Genomic DNA, 22,035 nt, shown 5'->3' on the forward strand with positions numbered 1-22,035 from the left:
CGAGCGGTGGCACACCGGACCCCGGCATCACCGGACAGAAAGGACGCACCGATGAGCGATACCCACGAGATCCGGATCAGCACGCTGGAAAAGTCCACGTCCTGTCCTGACGATCAGCCCGTTCTCGAGTCGTTCCTGCGGGAGGGCATCTGGCTGCCGCACTCGTGCACTCAGGGCACCTGCGGCACCTGCAAGATGAAAGTACTGGAAGGCGAAATCGATCACCGCGGCTCCTCGGAGTACACGCTCACGCTCGAGGAGCGGGACGCCGGCATCGCGCTGGGCTGTCAGGCCACACCGCGCTCGAACCTGATGCTGGAGCCGGTCGAACAGCTCGATCCCGACGACGGTGTGGTACGCCATCCGCTCAAGGACGTCATCGGCACCGTGGTGACACTCGACGACATCGCACGCGACATCCGCCGACTGGTCGTCGAACTCGACGATCCGATGAACTTCAACGCCGGGCAGTACGCCGAGATCAAGGTGCCGGGCACCGACGTGGCAAGGCAGTACTCCATGGCCAACCCACCGTCACAGACCGACCGGCTGGAGTTCCACATCAAGCGCACCCCGGACGGTATCGCCACCGACGGTTGGATGTTCCGGGAAATGCAGCGAGGAGATCGTGTCGAGCTCAAGGGCCCCCTCGGAGACTTCGGCATGAACACCCCGCAGGAAGAGCCGGCCATCCTGATCGCCGGCGGAACCGGTCTGGCTCCCCTGAAGTCGATCGTGCAGCACGCGCTCGCCGATGAACTGGCGCCACAGCTGTACCTCTATCAAGGCGGCCGCACCCGCCAGGACCTCTACGACATGGAGTTCTTCCACCGGCTGGAACAGCAGTACGAGCAGTTCACCTACCGGCCCTGCCTCAGCGAGGAGGAGTGGAACGGCGCAACAGGCATGGTCACCGATGCGGTGCTGGAGGACTTCACCTCGTGCAAGGGGCTCAGCGCCTACCTGTGCGGCCCGCCGCCCATGGTGGAAGCCGGGGTAAGGGCGCTCAAGCGACGGCGCATGGCTCCCCGCAAAATTTTCCGGGAGGAGTTCCTCGATGCCTCGCACACCGCTGCCGCAGTGAGCTGATGGCCTCAAGCTCCCACTCTTTCACGCATCACCACGACGAATCAGTTCTTTTGACAGGAAAACAATGATCGAGACACGTGCTGTCGTCGCCATGGCCAAAGGCGAGCCAGTCGATGTCGTCACGATCCATGTTCCTGACCCCGGACCGGGGAGACCGTGGTGCGGGTGCAGACCTGCGGGGTCTGCCATACGGATCTTGCACTACCGCGAGGGTGGAATCAACGACGAGTTTCCGTTCCCTGCTCGGACACGAGGCCACCCAGCCGATGCCCCTGGACGGCACGCCGCTGTCGCCGACGTTGGGCATCGGCGCGTTTGCCGAACGCGCCCTGGTGCACTCCGGGCAGTGCGCCAGGGTCGATCCGACCGCGCGGCCCGCGGTGGCCGGGCTGCTCGGCTGCGGGGTCATGGCCGGGATCGGATCGACGATCAACACTGGTCAGGTCACCCGTGGTGACTCGGTGGCGATCATCGGCTGCGGCTGCGTCGGGACTGGTGCTATAGCCGGCGCCCACCTGGCCGGAACGATGGTACTGGTGGGTGTTCACCCACTCCCGAGGTGCAACTGGAGCTGCCTCTGCTGGACGTATTCGCTCGGGGTGGTGCGTTGAAGTCCAGCTGGTACGGCGAGGTGCTGCGTTCGGTGGTGATGCTGTGATGTCCGCCCGCATCGACCACGCCACGACATCGGGAACGTTTTCCCCGGATGGCCAAACCTTCGAGGTGGACAACAACGTGTGGGTCGTCGGCGACGACGGGGAGTGTGTCGTGCTCGATGCTCCGCACGACGTGGACGCGATCCGGAAGCTGGTCGCCGGTCGCCGTACTCGAGCCATTGTGGCGACTCACGCTCACGACGATCATGTGCGCGTCGCACCCGGCGCCGTGTGTCTGCGCGCACCGCAGCTCGGTGCGGTCTTCTCACCGGCGACACCCTCTTCTCCGGAGGACCAGGAGCGACCGGTCGGCTCCTACTCCGACTTCATCGCGATCAACAGCTCGATCAGCGCTCGCCACTGACACTGCCCGAGGAGACCAGAGCGCTTCCTGGCCACGGTGACTCGACCACCATCGGAACCGAAAAACCGCTCTTGGACGAGTGGGTCAAATCTCGATAGCAGCTCTCGGCATGCTGCTTACAAGGCATCTCACCAGCACCGACACCCACCACGACCAGCGACGACGGCCACACCGTGGACCCCGCTACCCCGCTGTGGCCACCCTTGTTGACTCCGTTTCATGCCACGATTGATGCCACGCTAGCTCGCCGCTCTGACGTTGCACCCGGGCGTTCAGGACGGCAACCACCACCCGACACATACCGCGTAGGCGCTTCCAGCTGTTACACAGTTGGCATGGTCGAGATCGAGTACCAGGCTACGAGCGTGACGCCAAAGACCGGACGAGAGCCACTCACATCCCAAGTTCGGAACTACGGCGCGCACCTCGCCGACTTTTGGCGCTGGGCTTCATCGGATCTCCTGAGCAACACGTTACGCGGGACGCTCGCGGAATACATCGTCGCGCTCGCTCTCGGCGGGGTGGACGGCCGCGTGAGGAGGGAGTGGGATGCCGTCGACCTGATCACACCGGAAGGGATCAGAGTCGAGGTCAAGTCCGCGGCCTACCTTCAGACCTGGGTACAGGAGCGCCCGTCGCAGATCACCTTCGGCATTGCCCCCACCTACGGCTGGTATGCCGAAACGAACTCGTACTCGACCGAACGCCGTAGACAGGCGGATGCATACGTCTTCTGCCTGCTGCACCACACCGACAAGGCCACCGTCGACCCATTGAATCTCGACCAATGGACGTTCCTTGTCATGGCCACCTCAAAGTTGAACGAGTCGGTAGGCGACCAATCAAGGATCGGCCTCGCTGGGCTCCGGACGCATGGGGCCATCGAAGCATCGTTCGAGGACTTGTACTCGACATTCCACCGCGCGTTGAGTTCTCCACTCGATAACGACCCGACCCGTTGGTAGTCGTCTGCCCCCCTTGCAACAACGCCGCCTCGCGTGTCTCCTCGGCCACCATCGGCGATCCACCTCGACTGGCCTGACGACCATCTCAGCAACGTCCTCACGGGCTCGGCGGCTCAGCCGCACAAAGATGAGGCCGACGATGCAGCCCTGCAGTAGGTACTCCAAGCCAGCATCGACAACGTCACAGGAGCCGCGAAGGTCAGGGCTCCTCACTCGTGCTTGGGGCGGCTTCCTGCGCCACGGCATCGCTGCTCACGTTGGTCCCGTACTTTTCAACAGCCTTCCATAAGGGGTTGAGCTGCTCGCTCGACAGATTCCCGGCATCCCGCCACAGGTACCAGGCTTCTCGGCCATCGAAGCTGGCGCCAGTGCTCTTGATCAATGAAAGTTGATCAGTCCAGTGGTCAGGATGGTCGAATTGGGCAGTCGCAACGATGCGCAGGCGCACACGGTGGGACTTGGTCACGGACGTGATCGAGTCGGTAGCCATACGCGGAGGCTAACGGCGAGGACTGACAGCAACGGCTGTGCTCGTGCCTCCGTAGCAACTAGGCACGCAACCGACACCGTGCCGCCTGGCAAACAGGCTTTGCTGCGCTCCCCGACCCAGTGTTTACCGAGGCTGATGCCAGGTAGAGGATGTCCCCTAGACGCAATACCGCTGATTTAGGTTGGGTGTGGCTGGTAGTGTGTGTTCATGCCCAGGCCTGGTCAGGTGACGTCGTCGTCGCGGGAGCGGTTGCCGGATCGGATTGCGATTGGGGTGCTCACGCGGGCGTTTCCGCCGGAGTTGGTGGACGAGGTGCTGGCTGCCACGGGGCGGGTGGAGCAGCGCAAACGGCTGTTGCCGGCGCGGGTGGTGGTGTATTTCGTGCTGGCGATGTGCCTGTTTCGTCAGGAAGGCTATGAAGAGGTCACTCGCTTGTTGACCAATGGGTTGGCCTGGACACGGCACTGGCAGGCTCAGTGGCAGGCGCCGACGACGGCGGCGCTGTCGCGAGCCCGGGCCCGGCTGGGTGCCGAGCCGGTGGCCGCGTTGTTCGAGCGGGTGGCTACTCCGGTGGCTACCGCGGCCACGGCGGGGGCGTGGTATCGCGGCCACCGACTGGTTGCCGTGGACGGCACCACGTTCGATCTGGCCGACACTCCGGCCAACGGGGACTACTTCGGTCGGCCGGGCAGTTCCCGCGGCGACGGAGTGAGTGCCTATCCGCAGGCCCGCGTGGTCGCGCTGGCCGAGTGCGGCACGCACGCGATCTTCACCGCCACGTCGGCGCCGCTGACGACGACCGAGTCCAAACTGGTCCCGAAGTTGTGGCCCGCCCTGGCACCGGACATGCTGCTGCTGGCCGACCGGGCCTTGTTGAGCTTCGACGCCTGGCGGGCCACCACAGCCACCGGGGCCGACCTGCTGTGGCGAGCCCGGTCCAGCGCGGTGCTGCCCGTAACCCGCCAGTTCGACGACGGCTCGTATCTGTCCGAAATCGTGGCCGCCCGGGACAAAAACCGGCGGGCCGACCCGGCCACCGTGCGGGTGGTCGAGTTCACCCTCGGCGAGGCCGCGACGGTCTACCGGCTGGTGACCAGCCTGCTCGACCCGGAGCAGGCTCCCGCTGCCGAACTGGCCGCCCTGTATGCCCAACGGTGGGAGATCGAAACCGCCCTGGACGAACTCAAAACCCACCAAGGCGGGCCCAACCTGATCCTGCGCTCGCAACACCCCGACGGGGTCGAACAGGAACTCTACGGTTTCCTACTGACCCACCACGCCCTGCGCGGCCTGATGCACGACACCGCCGCCAGCGCCGAGACCGATCCCGACCGGATCTCGTTTCTGCGCACGCTGCGCGTGGTCCGCCGCCAGGTCACCGACCAGGCGGCTTTTTCCCCCGAACCGCCTGATGCGAGCACTACGGTGCACCCGTAAGGAACTGCTACGCCATCCGCTGCCGCCCCGCCGACGTCGTTCCAACCCCCGCGTGGTCAAACGCAAAATGGCCAACTGGCACCTCAAACGCGCCCACCACCGAGACCCACCCCCACCCAACATCACGATCACCATCGTCACCGCCACCAAACCGGCCCCACAACGCCGAAAACCACCAAAGTAAGCGGTATTGCCCCTAGCCGTAGTATGTCGACCCACAGTGAGGACCAGACCTACTTCTCCGGCTGCGGCTGGCGGTAGCCGGAGAAGTAGGTCTGGTGGCACCGCCTTACGGTCCAGCCCTATGGAAGTCCCGCATGGGGAGTATCGACGCGGGTTGTCAGCAGACTGGCCTCGCGCGCGTGCTTGCGGTTCTCCTCATGGAAATCGGGTGCGGCGCAGAGGAACAATGTGCGGCCGTCGGCCCCGCCGAGCATGCAGGCGAAAACACCGGTGCCGGTCTGGATTTCCTCGTCGATCTCGCCGCCTTGGTGTGCTCGGAGGACCCGACCGCCCACGGCGTCGGCAATCCAGAGCGCTCCTTCTTCGTCCACACAACATCCGTCGGAACCAACGGCTACTTGGGCGAGCAGTTTCTCGAGGTCCCGTTCAGTGGGCGGATTCCCGAACTGAGCCCAGGTGCGGCGGTTGGTTAGTGCGCCATCGTCGGTAATGTCGAAGGCAGTAACACGATTACCAAATGTCTCGCAGACCAAGAGTACACCATCGTCAGTGATTACACTGCCGTTGGGAAACCACATGCCGTCTGCAACCTCGTTGACGGTTCCGTCGGGATCGGCGCGCAGTAGACTGGCTGGCTCGAGAGGTGCGCCCCCCATGAGGTCGAAGCCGAATTCACCGATGAAGGCTCTGCCGTGGGAATCGACGACCATGTCATTGAGGTGCCCGTTGACATAGCCGGCCAAGTCGGCGTGGGTTACAAGGCTGCCATCGAACTCACGCCGCAGCAGACGTGCGTCACGCATCGAGATCACCAACAGCCGACCATCCGGAAGCCATCCCAGCCCGGAGGGCTGCTGGGGAACTTCGGCTTCAACCCGGAGGTCGCTGCCGTCCTCTGCGGCTGAGTACACACGGTAGGTGTAAAAGTCGGCAAACCATATCCGCTGGTCATGCCAACGAGGACACTCCAGGTAAGAGAGTTCAGTGACAACGGTATTGATCTCGCGACTCATGCATTCTCCATTGGGCGGTGCGCGGCGCAGTGAGTAGGGGACTCGTTCGATGGCTCAGTTCATGAAAGCGGATCTCGGCGGGTAGCGGCATTACTCGTATTGGCCTGTACGGGCTGGCGGAGCCACTCAAGAGACAGCAGCTTCTAGGAAGCGCTCCAACTCGGCTTGGATATTAGAACCACAGGGCTGGAAAACGATTTCGGTGAGGCCGCGGGAACGGTAGTCATCGAGAGTGCGTCGAATCTGATCACGAGTACCGCTGAGTGTGGCGTCTTGGAGTGTGGTGTGGCCGCCGACGCTCCAGGCAGCTTGGTCTGCGGCGTTGAGCTCAACGCAGTGCCCAAAGTGGACAGCTAGGTGGCGCTGGCCTGGGGGCGTGTCCTCGATGACCTCCAACCATTCGGCCCCACCGGGAAGAGCGCGCACAGCGTCGGGGCCTCCGAATTCGTAGGCCCCGTGGAACGACAGGGCCCAGCCCGGCCCGCCCGCAGCACGAGCGTGCTCGGAGTCGTTGTCTTCTTCCTCATCCAGCACCGTGCCCCACGCGAGGTAAGCGCTCCAGGAGTAGTCGGCCATGAACTCTGGCATCTGCAGAGTGGCGAAGAGGCCATCACCGAGTTCGCTGGCAACCTTGTTGCCCTTGGGGCCAAGGGCACTAATGAGGATCGGAACATCGATGGGCCGGGAGGGCGCGTGTCCGTCCGGGTGCAGCATTTGCATTTGGGCGCCTTCCCACTCCACGATCTCCCCGCGGAGCAGGGCACGATAGGCGCGGATGTAGGAATCCATGAATGCCCAGGGGATGGCCCGGTACCCCATAGCTCGACGGCCGGTAAATCCCGTCCCGAAGGCGACTGCAACGCGCCCCGGAGCAAGCGCGGTGAGTGTGGCGGTGGCGGTGGCGGTGACCATCGGGTGACGCAAGCTCGGGACGAGCACTCCGGGTCCCAAGCCGATGCGCTCGGTGCGCTGCGCGGCGAGCGCAAGAGTCATCCACACGTCCGGACTTTGGTGAGGTGTGTCGTAGACCCATGCCCGGTGGTAGCCGAGCCGTTCGGCCAGCGCAATGTTGTCTGGAGAGTCCAGGGCGGTTGGAAACGCACAGGACACGTCCATTGGTGCCCCCTTCCAGTGAGCGGTGCCAGCTCCGTCATCGCAAGCGCGGCGGTTGTTGACCAGAGCGCTAACTAAGCGCATAGTCACCTCTTCCGATGAGTGTGTCAAGTCACACTCGGCTGCGGTGCAGAACCTGCTGCGCCGCCACTGTGAGCGCTATCCTCCCCTACCTTGGGGAGGTTGAAAGGAGATAGCGATGGGCACCAAGCATTCCGATACGTCACCCCATGGCGAGCGCGCGTTGGACCCCAGGTTGGCGGACGAATCACCAGCGCTGTGGCAGGACGTTTTCGGCGAAGTCGCTCAAGGCCTGCTGACATCGGCGGTGCGGTGCTTTGCTACACGCGGTTTTCATGCCACGACAACCAGAGACATCACCTCGGCCGTAGGACTGTCTCCTGCGGCGCTTTACGTGCACTTCTCTTCGAAAGAACACATACTCTTCGAAATCACCCGTGCTGGACACAATAGCTCACTCGCGGCCCTGGAAGAAGCGGAAGGTGAGGATGCAACCTCATACCTGAGGGCGCTCGTCGCACGGTTCGTCGTCTGGCACGCTCGCCACCACGTAGCAGGCCGGGTCAGCCAGTACGAACTGTCAGCACTGACACCGGAGCACTACAAGGAAGTACTCGAACTGCGCCGACAGTCCACGATGATATTTCGTAAGGCCGTAACTCGGGGAATCGAGGAGGGATCTTTCACCGTGGTCGACGTGCACCGCGTCGTGCGAGCCATGCTCTCCTTGGGCGTCGACCTTGTCCGCTGGTACAGGATCGATGACACAGATTCACCCGAGCAACTCGGGGAATTCTATGCCGATCTCGCGCTGAGCATGACCAAAAGCAGAGCCGACAACGTTACAGAAATGGAGTGCCGCAAAGTTTAGCAGCGAATTCCGCATCTTGGCAAGCGCATCGACCCGGTTTCCTGTCGGTATTGCACCATTCACTACATGGTCCGTCGGGTGAGTTATTTATAGCATTCCAGGGTCACAGCAATGCCGAAAAATACCAAGGTTTGCTCAAAAAGGAGGAAGATACACTCAAGGTAGAACCGGCGCAGGAAATCCTGCTCCACAGTCAATCCATCCGCGAGCACTTCGGCCTGTCCCGCGAACTCCAAATCCTCCGATTCTGTGCTGTTCATGAATTTAATACATATGAATTAAACTGACCAGAAACTCTCCTTTCGGCCTAAGCAAAAACATCCTCAATTAGTATCGATCAGGGTGCAGACTACGCAGCCACCTAGCAAATCTGTCCAGTCGAATAGTGCTATTATCACTCAAGGGATTCGGACGAAAATGCATTACCTCATTACGAATTTCTCGAACCTCGTTCAGGGCGTCAATGAATACTGGGCGCTCTGGTTTCCAATTGAGTTTGTCCCATAGCTCCTGGTTGTCCAGCAGGCGCTGTGCCTGCCCCATTGTCAACTCATCAGCCGAAGAGGGGATGGTTCGCCTATCCTCCTCAGGAGATGCAACGCAGTTCAAGTCGCCCTCGTCGAAGGTTCGGTCGATCACTCGACGAAGGCGGCGTTCGATCTCAGATAGCATGAAAAATGGTCTTGTCAGCGCCGAAAAATGCTCTATCAAATCAGCAGGAGTGACGATACCGCAGATTATTCCGTCGCGGGCAATAACAGATACGTACCCCGCTTCGACAACTTTGGGAATTTGAGCAATCAAGTCATCCGTGCAGCGGATGCCTCGGCTGGGACCTTTGCATCGCGAAGCGTTGCCAGAGGATCTCCGATCCGTGCTTGGGCGATTGTCTTCCAACTGATCGCCCCTTTCAGGCACCGAACTCCCGACATCACTGCAAGTTGCGAATGATCCCAACGCATCATAAGGGCCTGTGCTTTTTCCAGAGAATGCTCGAGCGAGATACTGACAACGGGACTACTCGCCGACGGCAGGGCTTCGACCTGCAACGTTACGTCAGGCTCCGATTGATCATGCGACTTTGATCGGACCATTTTGCCCCTCTGCAAATTAGCAATACCAGTAGTGGATCACTAGTTCTGGTAGCTCACTTGCAGAGTAAGCGATAGTCAGCGCTTTGGCCATCGGAGATCCTAGAATCGTTACAGGAAATCTCGGCCACAGCTAGAACTATCGATCATCTGAAAACGCCGCTACGGCGCTATGGTGACGAAGGTGGTGAGGTGTTCGCCGCCGGGGCGGTGAACGTCGAGTTCGTAGTCGATAATCTCGAAGTTGTCGCGGCCGTCGCGGCGGACAGCGGCGGCGAGCAGGCGGCGGAGGTGATCGGGATTGGTCGGGTCGGCTTCGGCGCTGAAGGTACGGACCAGCTCCCCGAGGTGTCGCACTTGAAACTCAAGCATGGTCGGTCCGGTTTCAGCCGAGCGCGGCGACTCGTGCGGCTCTTGCGGCGCGGGTTCGGCGGTCGGAGTCGAATCGGAGTCCTCCGTGGCAAGCGGATCCGCATCGGCGGTCACCGTGGTTCGACGGCCCTGCAGGACCTCGACCATGCCCCACTCCTTCAGTAGCGCGATCGCTCGCTGGGCGGTGCCGATCGAGACACCGTGCTCGGCAGCGAGCTCTTTGAGGGGAAGGAGTTCATCTCCCTTGGTGAGTTCACCTTGCAGGATCTGCTCGCGGATTCGGGCCGCCAGCCGCTCGTAGGGGTTTCGAGGGTTCGTCTTCGCTCTCTCGGTCTGGCTCAGCTGCCGGGGGCGTTCGGGGACGCGGTTCGCCAAGGCAGCCGACGCCCGTTGGTCGGCTTCCGAGACCCACGCCGAGTACACCCGCAGGGTGGTCATTCCACCGCTGCCGTGACCGAGTCGGCCGGCCACCGTGCGAACGTCGACGCCCGAGGAGATGAGCTCGGTGGCCGAGTAGTGCCGCAGCTTGTGCAACGTCGCCTCGATGCCCAGGCGAGTTGCCATGCGCTCGTACCGCTGCGTCACCGAGCTCGGCACCAACCACGTCGAGGCATCCGGGCTGAGACTGAACACGAAGCCGTCGCCCGAGAGCGCCTCGCCGAGTGACTCGGCTCGAGCGCGGCAACGGTCGCGATGCTCGGTCAGGATCTCGACACTGACGTCGTCGAGCGCCACACGACGATGCTGATGGGTCTTGGTGCCCTTCTCGAACCACACCTTCTGCTCGGGGTCGAACGCGATCGCACGCTCCAGCGTCAGCACGGCCGCGGCGAGATCCACGTCGCGCCACCGAAGCGCGCACAGCTCCCCGCGACGTGCCCCGGTGGTCATAGCCCTCCACAGCAACGTGCCCCAGTCCGGGTCCTGCCAGGCCTCGTGCAGGAGCTGGACCGCTTCCTCGGCACTCGGCGGCTTCGGACGAGCCGGCGGCGATGCGGGCGGTTCAGCTTGGGAGACCGGGTTCACCGCCACCCACTTCCACCGCACGGCACGCTTGAACGCCCCCGACAGCAGGTAGTGAATGTGGCGGATCGCCGTCGCGCCGAGCGGCTTGCACTCGTGCGGGCCGCACCGGTGGTCGCACTCGTGCTTGCCGCTCGTGCGGTGATCCTTCCGCCGCTTGCCGGTGCAGTGGTCCCGGCAGCGCCGCAGCTCGGCATACAGCGAGTCCAGCGCATCGACGTCCAGCGAGCCCACCTTGACCTCGCCGATGAACGGGGCGATGTGGTGCTTCAAGTACGCGCGGTACTGCTGTCGCGTGCTCGGCTCACCGTCGAAGTACTGGTCCAGGTACCGAGTCACGAGCTGGTTGACCGTGGCAGCCGTCCGCGGGTTCCGCTGCTCATCGACCTGGTTCAGCAGACGGGTCTGCACCTTCTCGGCTTCGCGGTGCGCTTGCGGCCCCGCGGGCACCGTCTCCCGCAAGTAGTGCCGGCGCTTGGTCACGGGGTCGAAGCCCGCGTAGACCTTCACGCGGAGCGCCCCGCTGAGCAGCTCCTCGACCGTGCCCCGCGGACGCTTGCGGCGCGCTTTGGACCTCGCCATGGATCAAGGATAAGGCCCGTTCGCACCACGTTTGGGGCCACGAACTCCCGCGCCGGATCGACCGGCGCGGCGTTCTCGCAGTTCACAAGTGGTGGGCGCAGCTGGGTTCGAACCAGCGACCCCTTGCTTGTAAGGCAAGTGCTCTTCCGCTGAGCTATGCGCCCGAAGTGGTGGCAACCGAAAGCATCGGCCACGGCCGCTGCCTCCACGGCCGCTACATACTGTACCGGTTGCCCACCACCGGTTGTCACGCGGACAGGGCGAGAATCGCCTTCTTCCACGCCTCCTGGTCCCGGGGCTCGCCCGGCTGGTTGACTTCCGCGAACCGGACCTTGCCATCCGTATCGATCAGGAAGGTGCCCCGGTTGGCCATCCCGGCCTTCTCGTTGAACACGCCGTAGGCCTGGGCGACCTCGCCGTGCGGCCAGAAGTCCGACAGCAGCGGGAACGTGTAGCCCTGCTGCTCGGCCCAGGCCTTGAGGGAGAACGGAGTGTCGACCGAAACTCCGATCACCTGCACCTGGTCGTTCTGGAACTCCGCCAGCTCGTCGCGCACCTGGCACAACTCACCTTGGCAGACACCGCTGAAGGCGAACGGGTAGAAGACCAGGAGCACGTTCTTGTCACCCTGGAAGTCGGAAAGGGAAACCTGCTCCTTGTTGTAATCCGGCAGCGTGAAACCCGGCGCTTCGGCACCGACCTCGACCGTCATGGGCATGCACCCTTCTGTTCGGCGTGATCCTGTCGGCGCCGAACCTACACGGACCGCACACACAGCGGCACCGGTGGCTCAGGCTCCCAAGCCACCGATACCGCTGTCGATCACCGTTTGGACTTCGCTGCCTTCCGATACGCCAGCCTGGTTCCCATCCAGTCCTCACCGATGTTGAGGTTGGAGGTCTGTGCCAGGTTGGATGTCGATGCGGCCTCGTCGATGTCGCTGGGCTCGACATGCCCTTCTCGACCCGTCTTCGGAGTCATTACCCAGATGACCCCCTCGTCTGCGAGGGGAGTCATGACGTCGAGAAGTGTGTCCGTCAGGTCGCCGTCATCGTCGCGCCACCACAGCAGCACGACGTCGACCACGTCGTCGGCATCCTCGTCGAGCAGTTCACTCCCGCAACGCTCCTCAATCGCGGCGCGGACGGCGTCATCGACGTCCTCGTCCCAGCCGATCTCCTGAACCACCATGTCCGGCTCGATGTCGAGCTTGTCGGCGACGTCGACTTCACCTTTGCCGGCGTCTTCCGCGGCGACCACGGCTGTCTCACTCCTCCAATGGCGTCGATGCGGTAACCGTCCGGTTCCGCATCTCATCAGTCTGACACGGTCTTGCCGATAGCGAACACTGCGATCCTCCATCGGCGCAACTGCTGACGGCACGACACGCCGCAGCAATCCTCAGAGACTGACTGTAGACGTGCCCCCGGACAATCGGCCACCTGTGTACCGATCAGTAATGGTGACGGTTCGCGCGTCACTGACCAGGATGGTGGAAGATGAAGTGACCGGGTGCACAACTCAGCCCGGTGGTAAGCATCCACGGCGCAGTCGAGGAGTTCCCCTTGTCCCCGCACAACAGTGAGACCGGTGGCGCAGGTTCCCCGCAACGGGTGCGAGTGATCCGGGACGGGCTGGCTTCACATCTGCCGGACATCGATCAGGACGAGACCGAGGAGTGGCTGGATTCGTTCAACTCCGTTCTCTCCACGCACGGTCAGCAGCGCGCCCGGTACCTGATGCTGCGGCTGCTGCAGCGGGCGCGCGAAACCGGTGTCGGCGTTCCCTCGCTGGTCAGTACCGACTATGTCAACTCGATCCACACCGAACGGGAGCCGTGGTTTCCCGGTGACGAGGAGACCGAACGGCGCTACCGTGCCTGGATGCGCTGGAACGCCGCGGTGATGGTGCACCGCGCCCAGCGTCCGGGCATCGGCGTCGGCGGCCACATTTCGTCCTTCGCCTCCTCGGCGAGCATGTACGAGGTCGGGTTCAACTGGTTCTTCCGCGGTAAGGACCACCCGGGAGGTGGCGACCAGCTCTACATCCAGGGCCACGCTTCCCCCGGCATCTACGCACGCGCTTTTCTGGAGGGGCGGCTCAGCACCGACCAGCTCGACGGCTTCCGGCAGGAGTACTCGCATGCCGGGCCGGGCGGCGGTCTGCCCTCGTACCCGCATCCGCGACTGATGCCGGACTTCTGGGAATTCCCCACGGTCACGATGGGGCTGGGGCCGATGAACGCGATCATGCAGGCCCGGTTCAACCGTTACCTGCAGGACCGGGGAATCAAGGACACCAGTCAGCAACGCGTATGGGCCTTCCTCGGCGACGGCGAGATGAACGAGCCGGAGTCGCGGGGGCTGCTGCAGATCGCCGCCAATGAAGGCTTGGACAACCTGACCTTCGTGGTCAACTGCAACCTGCAGCAGCTCGACGGCCCGGTCCGGGGCAACGGCAAGATCATCCAGGAGCTGGAGTCGTTCTTCCGGGGTGCCGGGTGGAATGTCATCAAGGTGGTGTGGGGCCGGGAATGGGACGCCCTGCTGCACGCCGACCGCGACGGCGCGCTGGTCAACCTGATGAACAACACCCCCGACGGCGACTACCAGACCTACAAGGCCAACGACGGCGCCTTCGTCCGGGAGCACTTCTTCGGCCGGGATCCGCGGACCAAGGACATGGTCAGCAACTACACCGACGACCAGATCTGGGGTCTGCGGCGGGGCGGCCACGACTACCGCAAGCTCTACGCGGCCTACAAGGCGGCCACCGAGCACAACGGCCAGCCCACGGTCATCCTGGCCAAGACGATCAAGGGGTACGGCCTGGGGGCGCACTTCGAGGGCCGCAACGCCACGCACCAGATGAAGAAGCTGACCCTGGACGACCTGAAGCTGTTCCGGGACAGCCTGCGCATTCCTATCTCGGACGAGCAGCTCGACCAGGACCCGTATCGGCCGCCCTATTACCACCCGGGTGCGGACTCGTCCGAAATCGAGTACCTGCAGGACCGGCGCAGGCGTCTCGGCGGCTATCTGCCCGAGCGGCGCGTCAAGTCCAAGCCGCTGGTGCTGCCCGGCGACAAGGTCTACGACGTCATCCGGCGTGGTTCCGGCAAACAGGAAGTCGCCACGACGATGGCGTTCGTCCGGCTGCTCAAGGACCTGGCCAAGGACCCCGAGGTCGGACCGCGGCTCGTCCCGATCATCCCGGACGAGGCGCGGACTTTCGGGATGGATTCGATGTTTCCCGCCCAGAAGATCTACAACCCGCTGGGGCAGTCCTACACGCCGGTGGACTACCAGCTCATGCTCGCCTACCGGGAAAGCGAGCAGGGCCAGATCCTGCACGAGGGCATCAACGAGGCCGGCTCCACCGCGTCGTTCATCGCGGCGGGAACCAGCTACGCCACGCACGGCGAGCCGATGATCCCGGTCTATGTCTTCTACTCGATGTTCGGATTCCAACGCACGGCCGACGATCTGTGGGCGGCAGGGGACCAGATGGCCCGCGGCTTCCTCCTCGGCGCCACCGCAGGGCGCACGACGCTGGTCGGTGAGGGGCTGCAGCACGCCGACGGGCATTCGCTGCTGCTCGCGGCGACGAATCCCGCCGTGGTGTCCTACGACCCGGCATGGGCGTTCGAGGTGGCCCACATCGTCAAGGACGGCCTGCGGCGGATGTACGGCGAGGAGGCGGAGAACGTCTTCTACTACCTCACCGTCTACAACGAGCCGTACCAGCAGCCCGCCGAGCCGGAAGGGCTGGACGTGGAAGGCCTGCTGCGTGGTCTCTACCGCTATCGGCAGGCGCCGGGTGGCTCGGGCCCGCGCGCGCAGGTCCTCACCTCCGGAGTGGCGATGCCCGAGGCACTGCGGGCTCAGGAGATGCTCGCCGAGGAATGGGGAGTGCGGGCCGACGTGTGGTCGGCCACGTCCTGGACGGAGTTGCGCCGCGAGGCCGAGTCGGTCGATCGGCACAATCTGCTGCATCCGGATGCCGAACCGCGGGTGCCGTACGTGACCCGGATGCTGGAGGAGGCGCAGGGGCCGGTGGTCGCGGTGAGCGACTGGATGCGCGCGGTTCCGGATCTCATCCGGCCGTGGGTTCCGGCGGAGATGACCACTCTCGGCGCGGATGGTTTCGGGTTCTCCGACACGCGCCCGGCCGCGCGGCGGGTGTTCCTGGTCGACGCGGAGTCCACTGTGGTCGCCACGCTCACGGCTCTTGCCCGCAGCGGCGAGATCGATGCCGCCAGGGCAGGCGAGGCCGCCCGCAAGTACCGCATCGACGACGCACAGTCCGCAGGTCCGCAAACCACGGATCCGGGCGTCGCGTGAGCGAACGGGCGTGGGTGCGACACTCGCCCCACGCCCGTCCACGGACGGGTTTCCCGCGAAGCCTCCGACCCTGGAGACAGCACCATGCCTGCGCTCACCCCCGACGAGACGGCGCACCTGCGCCGCGCGATTTCGTTGGCCGGGCAGACCGCCCGCGCCGGGAACCGCCCGTTCGGGGCGGTGCTGACCAGTGCGGATGGCACGGTGCTCGCCGAAGGAAGCAACACCGTCGCCGCGACCGGGGACATCACGGCACACGCGGAATCCGTCGCCCTGCGCCATGCCGGGGCCGAACTCGACCTGGACGCGCTGCGCGGCACCACGATGTTCGCCAGTGGCGAGCCCTGCCCGATGTGCACCACCGCGATGTACCTCGCCGGGGTGACTCGGGTGATCTTCGGAATGCCGCTGCCTCGGGCACACGCCGCCTTCCCCGCCGACGAGCGGGCCATGGAGCTGCGCACCCGGGACGTGCTGGCGCTCCTACCGGAGCCGGTCGAGGTCATCGGCCCCGTCCTCGAGGAGGAAGCAGCCGCCGTATTCGGCGAGTGACCTCCGCAGCCTCCGGGCAGGGACGAGCGGCCTCCACGAGGCAGCCACCGCGGCACTTGCCCGCATCGACTGCCTCGTGTTCCAGGCCGACCACGGGGACGACCACTCCGCGCTTACGGCTGGTCACAGCGGCAAACCGGCCGGATGGCCTATCGAACAGGCGTGCCCATCCGGGTAGACTGGAGCCGGTGGGCAAAATCGGTCGGCGACGATGTGAGGGGCTCGGCGAGTGAACGACACGGACCGCGCCATCCTCGCCTTCGAGAGTGAGTGGTGGCATCAGGCGGGGAACAAGGAACGAAGCATCCGGGAGCGCTTCGGCCTGTCCGCGACTCGCTATTACCAGCGTCTGAATCGCCTGCTCGACGAGCCGGAAGCCCTCGCTCAGGACCCCGCTCTGGTCAAGCGGCTGCTGCGGCTGCGCGACTCGCGCGCACAGCGTCGTGCCGCCTCACCCCGGAGGGTGCAGGGAAGCTGAGGGGGTCACCGCCGGTCGCCGAGGCCCATCAGCAGAATACGTGCTGCTCGACCGCGAGCTTTTCCCATCTCCACAGCAACGCGGCGGCTCGCTCGTGCGTGAATGCGCGGGCCCGAAGGCCGGTACCCGTCGTGGCTTCGTTGTCCGGCATGGCAATCTGTCAGCCATGGGCAAGGGCAGCGCGGACGAGCAGGGTGGTACCGGGCGCACGCAGGTGTCGCCGAAGACGCTGCGGCGGCTCGAACACGCCTCGGGCGGGCTCGCCAACGCGAGTATCGCCGCGATGGAACAGCGACTGCCGTGGTTTCAACGTCTGCCTGCCGACCAGCGCGCGAGCGTACTGCTGGTGACCCAGACCGGCGTATCAAATTTCGTATCCTGGCTGCAGGATCCGACCGAGGCGATCCGGCTGACCGCGGAAGCATTCCGCGCCGCGCCGAAAGACCTGTCCCAATGGGTGAGCCTGCGCCAGACCGTCGAGATGGTGCGGGCCGCGATCGATGTCTTCGAACAGCAGCTCCCCGACCTCGCCGACGAGGAGGCCGAGCGCACCCTGCTGACCGAGGCGATCCTGCGCTACACGCGGGAGATCGCCTTCGCCGCGGCGACGTCCTATGCAGCGGCAGCCGAGGCGCGGGGAGCCTGGGACGCGCGCCTGGAAGCACTCGTCGTCGACGGGATCGTGCGCGGGGACACCGAAGAAGCCCTGCTCTCGCGTGCGGCCGCACTCGGTTGGGAACCATCGTCGGAGGCCACCGTGCTCGTCGGGAACGCCCCGTCGGACGATCCACCCAGCATCGTGTATCAGGTACGCAGCCGAGCGGCCAGGGTCGGGCGCTCGGTGTTGCTCGGCGTTCAGGGCAGTCGCCTGGTGGTCGTGTTCGGCGAGCCGTCCGACACCCGGGCAGGACGCGAGGCCGCGAGGAGTATCACCGAAGCTTTCGGCGAGGGTCCCGTGGTGGTCGGCCCGACCGTGTCGAGCCTGACCGAGGCGCACCGCTCGGCAAGCGATGCCATGTCGGCGTTGCGTGCGGTGGTGGCATGGCCTGCCGCGCCACGCCCGGTAGCCGCCGAGGACCTGCTGCCCGAGCGCGCGCTCGCAGGTGACCCCGAAGCCGAGCGCCAGCTCATCGAAAAGATCATGCTGCCGTTGGTCGATGCAGGCAGCGCCCTTCTGGAGACTGTGGACACCTACCTCGAAGTCGGTGGTGTCCTGGAAAGTTGTGCACGCCAGCTCTACGTGCATCCCAACACCGTGCGATACCGGCTGCGCCGCGTCTCCGAAATCACCGGCCGAACACTGTCGAACCCGCGCGATGCCCTCATCCTGCGTACCGCTCTGGCCACAGGTCGCCTGGCCAAGTCACGCGGCCTGTGGTGAAGTTCCGGTCAGACCGTTCTGGCCGCGCTGATCCGCACGAAATCCAGTGCCCACCCCTCCGGCACGATCCGCTGCTCGCTGTAGCGCCAGCCGAACTCCTCGGTCACCGCGAACGCATCGCGTTCAGCACCTGCTCCAGGTTCTCGGAGCTCCGGTCGAGGTTGTTCTTCAGCGAGTCCAGGCCCTCGATATCGACGCGGAAATCCAATGCTCTCCCCTCAAGCGGTGATCACGACCGCAGCAGGATAGCGACACGATCATCCCGCCGGGTGCGAATTCACCGGATGCTCATCGAGATGTGTGTCACGCCGATGAGTGGATACCTCGGCACGCCACGTCACCAATGAGTGACAGACAACAAAGATTCATGTTCCATACAGGCAGGACCCTCCGCTGTCGTTGTAGACACTCCACAACTTTCAGGCGCGGACTTCGTCCGTGTCAGCATCACGTCGACCGCCGGTGAACGTGTTCAGTGGCAGGCGTGATCGCGCTTCTTGCACCCGGCCAGGGGGCCCAAGCCCCCGGCATGCTCGCCCCGTGGCTCGAACTGAACGGGGCGGAGCAACGCCTGACCACCTGGTCGGAACTGACCGGCCTGGACCTGATCCGCCTCGGCACCACCGCCGACGCCGACGAGATCAAGGACACCTCGGTCACCCAGCCACTGGTGGTGGCGCTGTCCCTGATCGCGGCCGAGCAGCTGGGTTCCCGGGTCGAGATCCCGCAAGACGCGCCCGTGGCGGGCCATTCGGTCGGCGAACTCGCGGCCGCCGCGTTGGCCGGGGTCCTGAGCTTCGACGATGCCGTCGCCCTCGCCGCAGTACGCGGACGCGAGATGGCCGCGGCGTGTGCACTCGAACCGACCGGTATGTCGGCCATCATGGGCGGCGATCCGGACATGGTCGTGGCCTATCTGGACAAGCTCGGGCTCGACCCGGCGAACCGCAACGGCGCGGGCCAGATCGTCGCGGCGGGCCGCCGCCCCGCGCTGGAGGAACTCACCGAGGAACCGCCCGACGGCGCCAAGGTGCGGCCAATGCCCGTCGCAGGGGCCTTCCACACCCGGTTCATGGCCTCCGCACGGGAGGCGCTGAGCAGCCATGCGGCCGGACTCACCGTCTCCGATGCCGAGCGACCGCTGTTGTCGAATGCCGATGGTGCGGTGGTTGCCGAGTCGGCGACCGTTCTCCACCGCCTGGTCGATCAGGTCACCCGCCCCGTGCGCTGGGACTCGTGCATGGCGACGCTGGCCGAGCGCGGAGTCACGGCAACCGTGGAGCTGCCTCCCGCGGGAACACTGTCCGGCTTGGTGCGGCGCGAACTCAAGGGCACCCAGGCAGTGGCCCTCAAAACCCCCGACGACCTGGACAAGGTCGCCGAACTGCTGGCCGAGCACGGCCCGACCGATTCCAGGAGCCAGGCGTGACGACCCTATCCACGATGACACCGGCAGGCGGACCCGCCGCCACGAAACTTCTCGGGTTCGGCAGCACCCAGGGCAACCGCGTGGTCACCAACGACGAGCTGGCGCAGATCGTCGACACCAGCGACGAGTGGATCCAGCAGCGCGTCGGCATCGTCAGCCGCAGGCTCGGTGATGAGGACCAGACCGTGGTCACCATGGCGACGGAAGCCGGCGCGAAGGCGATCGCCGATGCGGGGCTCACTCCGACCGATGTGGATCAGGTCATCATCGCGACCTGCACCATGCCCAGTCCCATCCCGAACGCCGCAGCCCAGGTCGCCGACCGGATCGGCATCAAAGCTCCCGGCGCCTTCGACCTCAACGCCGCCTGCGCCGGGTTCTGCTACGCGCTCAACACGGCTTCGGAGTTCGTGCGCGGCGGTTCGGCGCGCCGGGTTCTGGTCATCGGTGCGGAACGATTCCAGGAATGGCTGGACTGGGAGGACCGCGCGAACTGCATCATCTTCGCCGATGGTGCCGGTGCCGCCGTCGTCGGTCCCGCCGACGAGCCCGCGATCGGGCCGGCTTCGCTCGGCAGCGCCGGTGATCTCGTGGACACCATCTATTTGCGGGACAACCGCTACATCTACCAGGAGGGCCAGGCGGTCTTCCGGTGGGCGACCACCCAGGTGGCACCGGTCGCTGCCCGCGCCGTGGAACAGGCGGGGCTTCAACTGCGCGATGTCGACGCTCTCGTCGCACATCAGGCGAACCTGCGCATCGTGGAGGCGATCGCGCGGAAGCTGCAAAGTCAGGGTGCCCGTGACGACCTCGTGGTCGCTCGTGACATCGTGCATTCCGGCAACACGTCCGCCGCCTCGATCCCGCTCGCGATCGACCACATGCGCTCGGCGGGTGAGATCAACAGTGGTGACGTGCTGCTCCTGGTCGGCTTCGGGGCGGGACTGTCCTACGCCGGTCAGGTGGTGGTCTGCCCGTGAGTGCAGCACACCGCAAGCATTCCTGAAAGTGCCTCGGGCAGGTCCGAGGACGGCAACATGAGCAAGGAAGGAACCACCGTGGCGAACGAGGAAATCACGCAGGGCCTCGCAGGCATCGTCGAAGAGGTCGCCGGTGTGGACGCCGACGACGTCTCGATCGAGAAGTCCTTTGTGGACGACCTGGACATCGACTCGCTGTCGATGGTGGAGATCGCCGTCCAGGCCGAGGACAAGTTCGGAGTCAAGATTCCGGACGACGAACTGGCCAACCTCAAGACCGTGGGCGATGCGGTGGACTACATCGCCAAGAACGCATGACAACGACCGATGTTGTAGTCACCGGGCTCGGCGCGACGACACCGCTCGGCGGTGACGTCGCGTCCACCTGGGACGGACTGATCAGCGGGCGCAGCGGGGTACGCAAGACCGAGGCCGAGTGGGTCGACACCTACGACCTGCCTTCTCGGATCTCGGCCCCGCTCGCCCAGGAGCCGAGTGAAATCCTGCCACGAGTGCAGCTGCGCAGGATGGACCGTTGCGAGCAGATCGCGGTGGTCGCCGCCCGACAGGCTTGGTCCGACGCCGGTTTCGACATGCCCACCGACGAGCAGCAGCCGGTCGATCCGGATCGACTCGGGGTGACGCTGGGGACCGGTATCGGCGGCCCGGTCACGCTGCTGGAGCAGAACGAGCTGCTCAAGGAGCAGGGGCTGCGCAAGGTGTCGCCACTGACCGTGCCGATGCTCATGCCCAACGGCCCGGCCGCGCACGTGAGCCTGGACCTCAAGGCTCGGGCGGGAGTGCACTCCCCCGCCTCCGCGTGCGCCTCCGGAGCGGAAGGGCTGGCCACCGGCCTGGACATGATCCGTTCGGGGCATGCCGATGTGGTGGTGGCAGGTGGCGCCGAAGCCTGCATCCATCCCATCACGGTCGCCGGTTTCGTCCAGTCCCGGACCTTGAGCACGCGCAACGACGAGCCCGAGAAAGCCTCCCGGCCGTTCGACACCGACCGCGACGGTTTCGTCATGGGCGAGGGCGCCGGTGTGGTGATCCTCGAAAGTGCCGAGCACGCCAGGGCTCGTGGTGCACGGGTCTACGCCCGGCTGGGCGGAGCGGGAATCACGTCCGACGCACACCACATCACCGGCAATCACCCCGATGGTGTGGGCCAGATCAACGCGATCACCAAGGCGATCTCCGCAGCCGGACTGTCCAACGACGACATCGGCCACGTCAACGCGCACGCGACCTCCACCGTGGTCGGTGACATCGGTGAAGCCGCTGCCGTGCGCAAGGCCGTCGGCGATCACGTCGTGCTCACCGCCCCCAAGGGGGCACTGGGACATCTCGTCGGTGGTGCCGGTGCGGTGGAAAGCATCGCCACGATCCTGACGATCCACACCGGTCTGGTCCCGGCAACTCGGAACCTGGACAACCTCGACCCGAAGGTCGAACTCGACGTGGTGGCAGGTGAGCCCCGCAAGGTCGAGCTGACCGCGGCGGTCAACGACTCGTTCGGGTTCGGCGGGCACAACGTCGCGCTCGCTTTCACCCGCTCCTGATCGGTTTCAACCACACCAGCCCGTCATCTGCGGAGGTATC

20 protein-coding genes, 1 tRNA gene and 2 pseudogenes are annotated in these 22,035 nt (G+C 64.9%); 14 read left to right on the forward strand and 9 right to left on the reverse strand.

The genetic code is table 11. The annotated features are described in order from the left end of the window. Positions 1 to 51: 51 nt before the first annotated feature. The 4 genes and pseudogenes from JOF55_RS05115 (at position 52) to JOF55_RS05130 (ending at position 3,074) form a co-directional block, all read left to right on the forward strand. The gene (locus tag JOF55_RS05115) at positions 52 to 1,089 is read left to right on the forward strand and encodes an NADH:ubiquinone reductase (Na(+)-transporting) subunit F (RefSeq protein WP_310270336.1); all 1,038 of its coding nucleotides are present in this window, start codon (positions 52 to 54) and stop codon (positions 1,087 to 1,089) included. 64 nt (positions 1,090 to 1,153) lie between these two features. Further along, positions 1,154 to 1,732, forward strand: a pseudogene (locus tag JOF55_RS24385) (alcohol dehydrogenase catalytic domain-containing protein); the annotation flags it as partial. Positions 1,733 to 1,746: 14 nt separating this feature from the next. After that, a pseudogene (locus JOF55_RS05125) lies at positions 1,747 to 2,207 on the forward strand (MBL fold metallo-hydrolase). 237 nt (positions 2,208 to 2,444) lie between these two features. Then, positions 2,445 to 3,074, forward strand: a complete 630-nt coding sequence (locus JOF55_RS05130; protein ID WP_310270343.1) for a hypothetical protein — start codon at positions 2,445 to 2,447, stop codon at positions 3,072 to 3,074. A 199-nt stretch (positions 3,075 to 3,273) separates the two neighbouring features. Here JOF55_RS05130 and JOF55_RS05135 read toward each other — a convergent pair whose 3' ends face one another. After that, positions 3,274 to 3,564, reverse strand: a complete 291-nt coding sequence (locus tag JOF55_RS05135) for a hypothetical protein (RefSeq protein ID WP_310270345.1) — start codon at positions 3,562 to 3,564, stop codon at positions 3,274 to 3,276. Positions 3,565 to 3,771: 207 nt separating this feature from the next. Between JOF55_RS05135 and JOF55_RS05140 the strand changes: the two genes are divergently transcribed. After that, positions 3,772 to 5,001 (forward strand): IS4 family transposase, encoded by a 1,230-nt coding sequence (locus JOF55_RS05140; RefSeq protein WP_310270347.1) that lies wholly within the window; start codon positions 3,772 to 3,774, stop codon positions 4,999 to 5,001. Positions 5,002 to 5,303: 302 nt separating this feature from the next. Here the strand turns inward: JOF55_RS05140 and JOF55_RS05145 are convergent, their stop codons facing one another. Together JOF55_RS05145 and JOF55_RS05150 are read right to left on the reverse strand one after the other, a co-directional pair. After that, complete coding sequence (locus tag JOF55_RS05145; RefSeq protein WP_310270352.1) at positions 5,304 to 6,197, reverse strand: SMP-30/gluconolactonase/LRE family protein; 894 nt, start codon at positions 6,195 to 6,197, stop codon at positions 5,304 to 5,306. 126 nt (positions 6,198 to 6,323) lie between these two features. Continuing rightward, positions 6,324 to 7,313 carry an LLM class flavin-dependent oxidoreductase gene (locus tag JOF55_RS05150; RefSeq protein ID WP_310270355.1) on the reverse strand — a complete coding sequence of 330 codons (990 nt, stop codon included), beginning with the start codon at positions 7,311 to 7,313 and terminating at the stop codon, positions 6,324 to 6,326. 196 nt (positions 7,314 to 7,509) lie between these two features. On the opposite strand from JOF55_RS05150, the gene JOF55_RS05155 reads away from it, so the two are divergent. Then, a complete protein-coding gene (locus tag JOF55_RS05155; protein WP_310270358.1) occupies positions 7,510 to 8,202 on the forward strand; it encodes a TetR/AcrR family transcriptional regulator in 693 nt (230 codons plus the stop codon). An 83-nt stretch (positions 8,203 to 8,285) separates the two neighbouring features. Here JOF55_RS05155 and JOF55_RS05160 read toward each other — a convergent pair whose 3' ends face one another. The 6 genes from JOF55_RS05160 to JOF55_RS05185 all read right to left on the reverse strand — a co-directional run bounded on the left by JOF55_RS05160 (position 8,286) and on the right by JOF55_RS05185 (position 12,530). Next, on the reverse strand, positions 8,286 to 8,462 hold the full coding sequence (locus JOF55_RS05160; RefSeq protein WP_310270361.1) for a hypothetical protein: 177 nt from the start codon (positions 8,460 to 8,462) through the stop codon (positions 8,286 to 8,288). 67 nt (positions 8,463 to 8,529) lie between these two features. Then, positions 8,530 to 9,006 carry a hypothetical protein gene (locus JOF55_RS05165; protein WP_310270364.1) on the reverse strand — a complete coding sequence of 159 codons (477 nt, stop codon included), beginning with the start codon at positions 9,004 to 9,006 and terminating at the stop codon, positions 8,530 to 8,532. Between the two features lie 449 nt (positions 9,007 to 9,455). Next, positions 9,456 to 11,270: a tyrosine-type recombinase/integrase gene (locus tag JOF55_RS05170; protein ID WP_310270366.1), complete on the reverse strand. Its 1,815-nt coding sequence runs from the start codon at positions 11,268 to 11,270 to the stop codon at positions 9,456 to 9,458. Between the two features lie 89 nt (positions 11,271 to 11,359). Then, positions 11,360 to 11,434 (reverse strand) — tRNA-Val (locus tag JOF55_RS05175). A gap of 83 nt (positions 11,435 to 11,517) precedes the next feature. Next, positions 11,518 to 11,982, reverse strand: coding sequence for a peroxiredoxin (locus JOF55_RS05180; RefSeq protein ID WP_310270367.1), 465 nt, complete (start codon positions 11,980 to 11,982; stop codon positions 11,518 to 11,520). A 110-nt stretch (positions 11,983 to 12,092) separates the two neighbouring features. Continuing rightward, positions 12,093 to 12,530 carry a DUF3052 domain-containing protein gene (locus JOF55_RS05185; RefSeq protein WP_310270371.1) on the reverse strand — a complete coding sequence of 146 codons (438 nt, stop codon included), beginning with the start codon at positions 12,528 to 12,530 and terminating at the stop codon, positions 12,093 to 12,095. Positions 12,531 to 12,835: 305 nt separating this feature from the next. Between JOF55_RS05185 and aceE the strand changes: the two genes are divergently transcribed. From aceE to JOF55_RS05225, 8 genes are all read left to right on the forward strand, one after another. Then, positions 12,836 to 15,613: a pyruvate dehydrogenase (acetyl-transferring), homodimeric type gene (aceE, locus tag JOF55_RS05190; protein WP_374727228.1), complete on the forward strand. Its 2,778-nt coding sequence runs from the start codon at positions 12,836 to 12,838 to the stop codon at positions 15,611 to 15,613. 84 nt (positions 15,614 to 15,697) lie between these two features. After that, entirely contained in the window at positions 15,698 to 16,165 is a 468-nt protein-coding gene (locus JOF55_RS05195) for a nucleoside deaminase (RefSeq protein WP_310270372.1), read from the forward strand. 229 nt (positions 16,166 to 16,394) lie between these two features. Beyond that, positions 16,395 to 16,643 carry a DUF3263 domain-containing protein gene (locus JOF55_RS05200; protein ID WP_310270373.1) on the forward strand — a complete coding sequence of 83 codons (249 nt, stop codon included), beginning with the start codon at positions 16,395 to 16,397 and terminating at the stop codon, positions 16,641 to 16,643. A gap of 166 nt (positions 16,644 to 16,809) precedes the next feature. Then, positions 16,810 to 18,024, forward strand: a complete 1,215-nt coding sequence (locus JOF55_RS05205) for a PucR family transcriptional regulator (RefSeq protein WP_310270379.1) — start codon at positions 16,810 to 16,812, stop codon at positions 18,022 to 18,024. A 484-nt stretch (positions 18,025 to 18,508) separates the two neighbouring features. Continuing rightward, entirely contained in the window at positions 18,509 to 19,453 is a 945-nt protein-coding gene (locus tag JOF55_RS05210; RefSeq protein ID WP_310270382.1) for an ACP S-malonyltransferase, read from the forward strand. A gap of 14 nt (positions 19,454 to 19,467) precedes the next feature. Next, the gene (locus JOF55_RS05215; protein WP_374727397.1) at positions 19,468 to 20,433 is read left to right on the forward strand and encodes a beta-ketoacyl-ACP synthase III; all 966 of its coding nucleotides are present in this window, start codon (positions 19,468 to 19,470) and stop codon (positions 20,431 to 20,433) included. Between the two features lie 57 nt (positions 20,434 to 20,490). Continuing rightward, positions 20,491 to 20,751 (forward strand): acyl carrier protein, encoded by a 261-nt coding sequence (locus tag JOF55_RS05220; protein WP_310270387.1) that lies wholly within the window; start codon positions 20,491 to 20,493, stop codon positions 20,749 to 20,751. Beyond that, positions 20,748 to 21,995 (forward strand): beta-ketoacyl-[acyl-carrier-protein] synthase family protein, encoded by a 1,248-nt coding sequence (locus JOF55_RS05225; RefSeq protein WP_310270390.1) that lies wholly within the window; start codon positions 20,748 to 20,750, stop codon positions 21,993 to 21,995. Before JOF55_RS05220 ends, JOF55_RS05225 begins: the two co-directional genes overlap by 4 nt. The last annotated feature ends 40 nt before the right edge of the window (positions 21,996 to 22,035 follow it).

It is taken from the genome of Haloactinomyces albus (assembly GCF_031458135.1).
Lineage (GTDB): Bacteria > Actinomycetota > Actinomycetes > Mycobacteriales > Pseudonocardiaceae > Haloactinomyces > Haloactinomyces albus.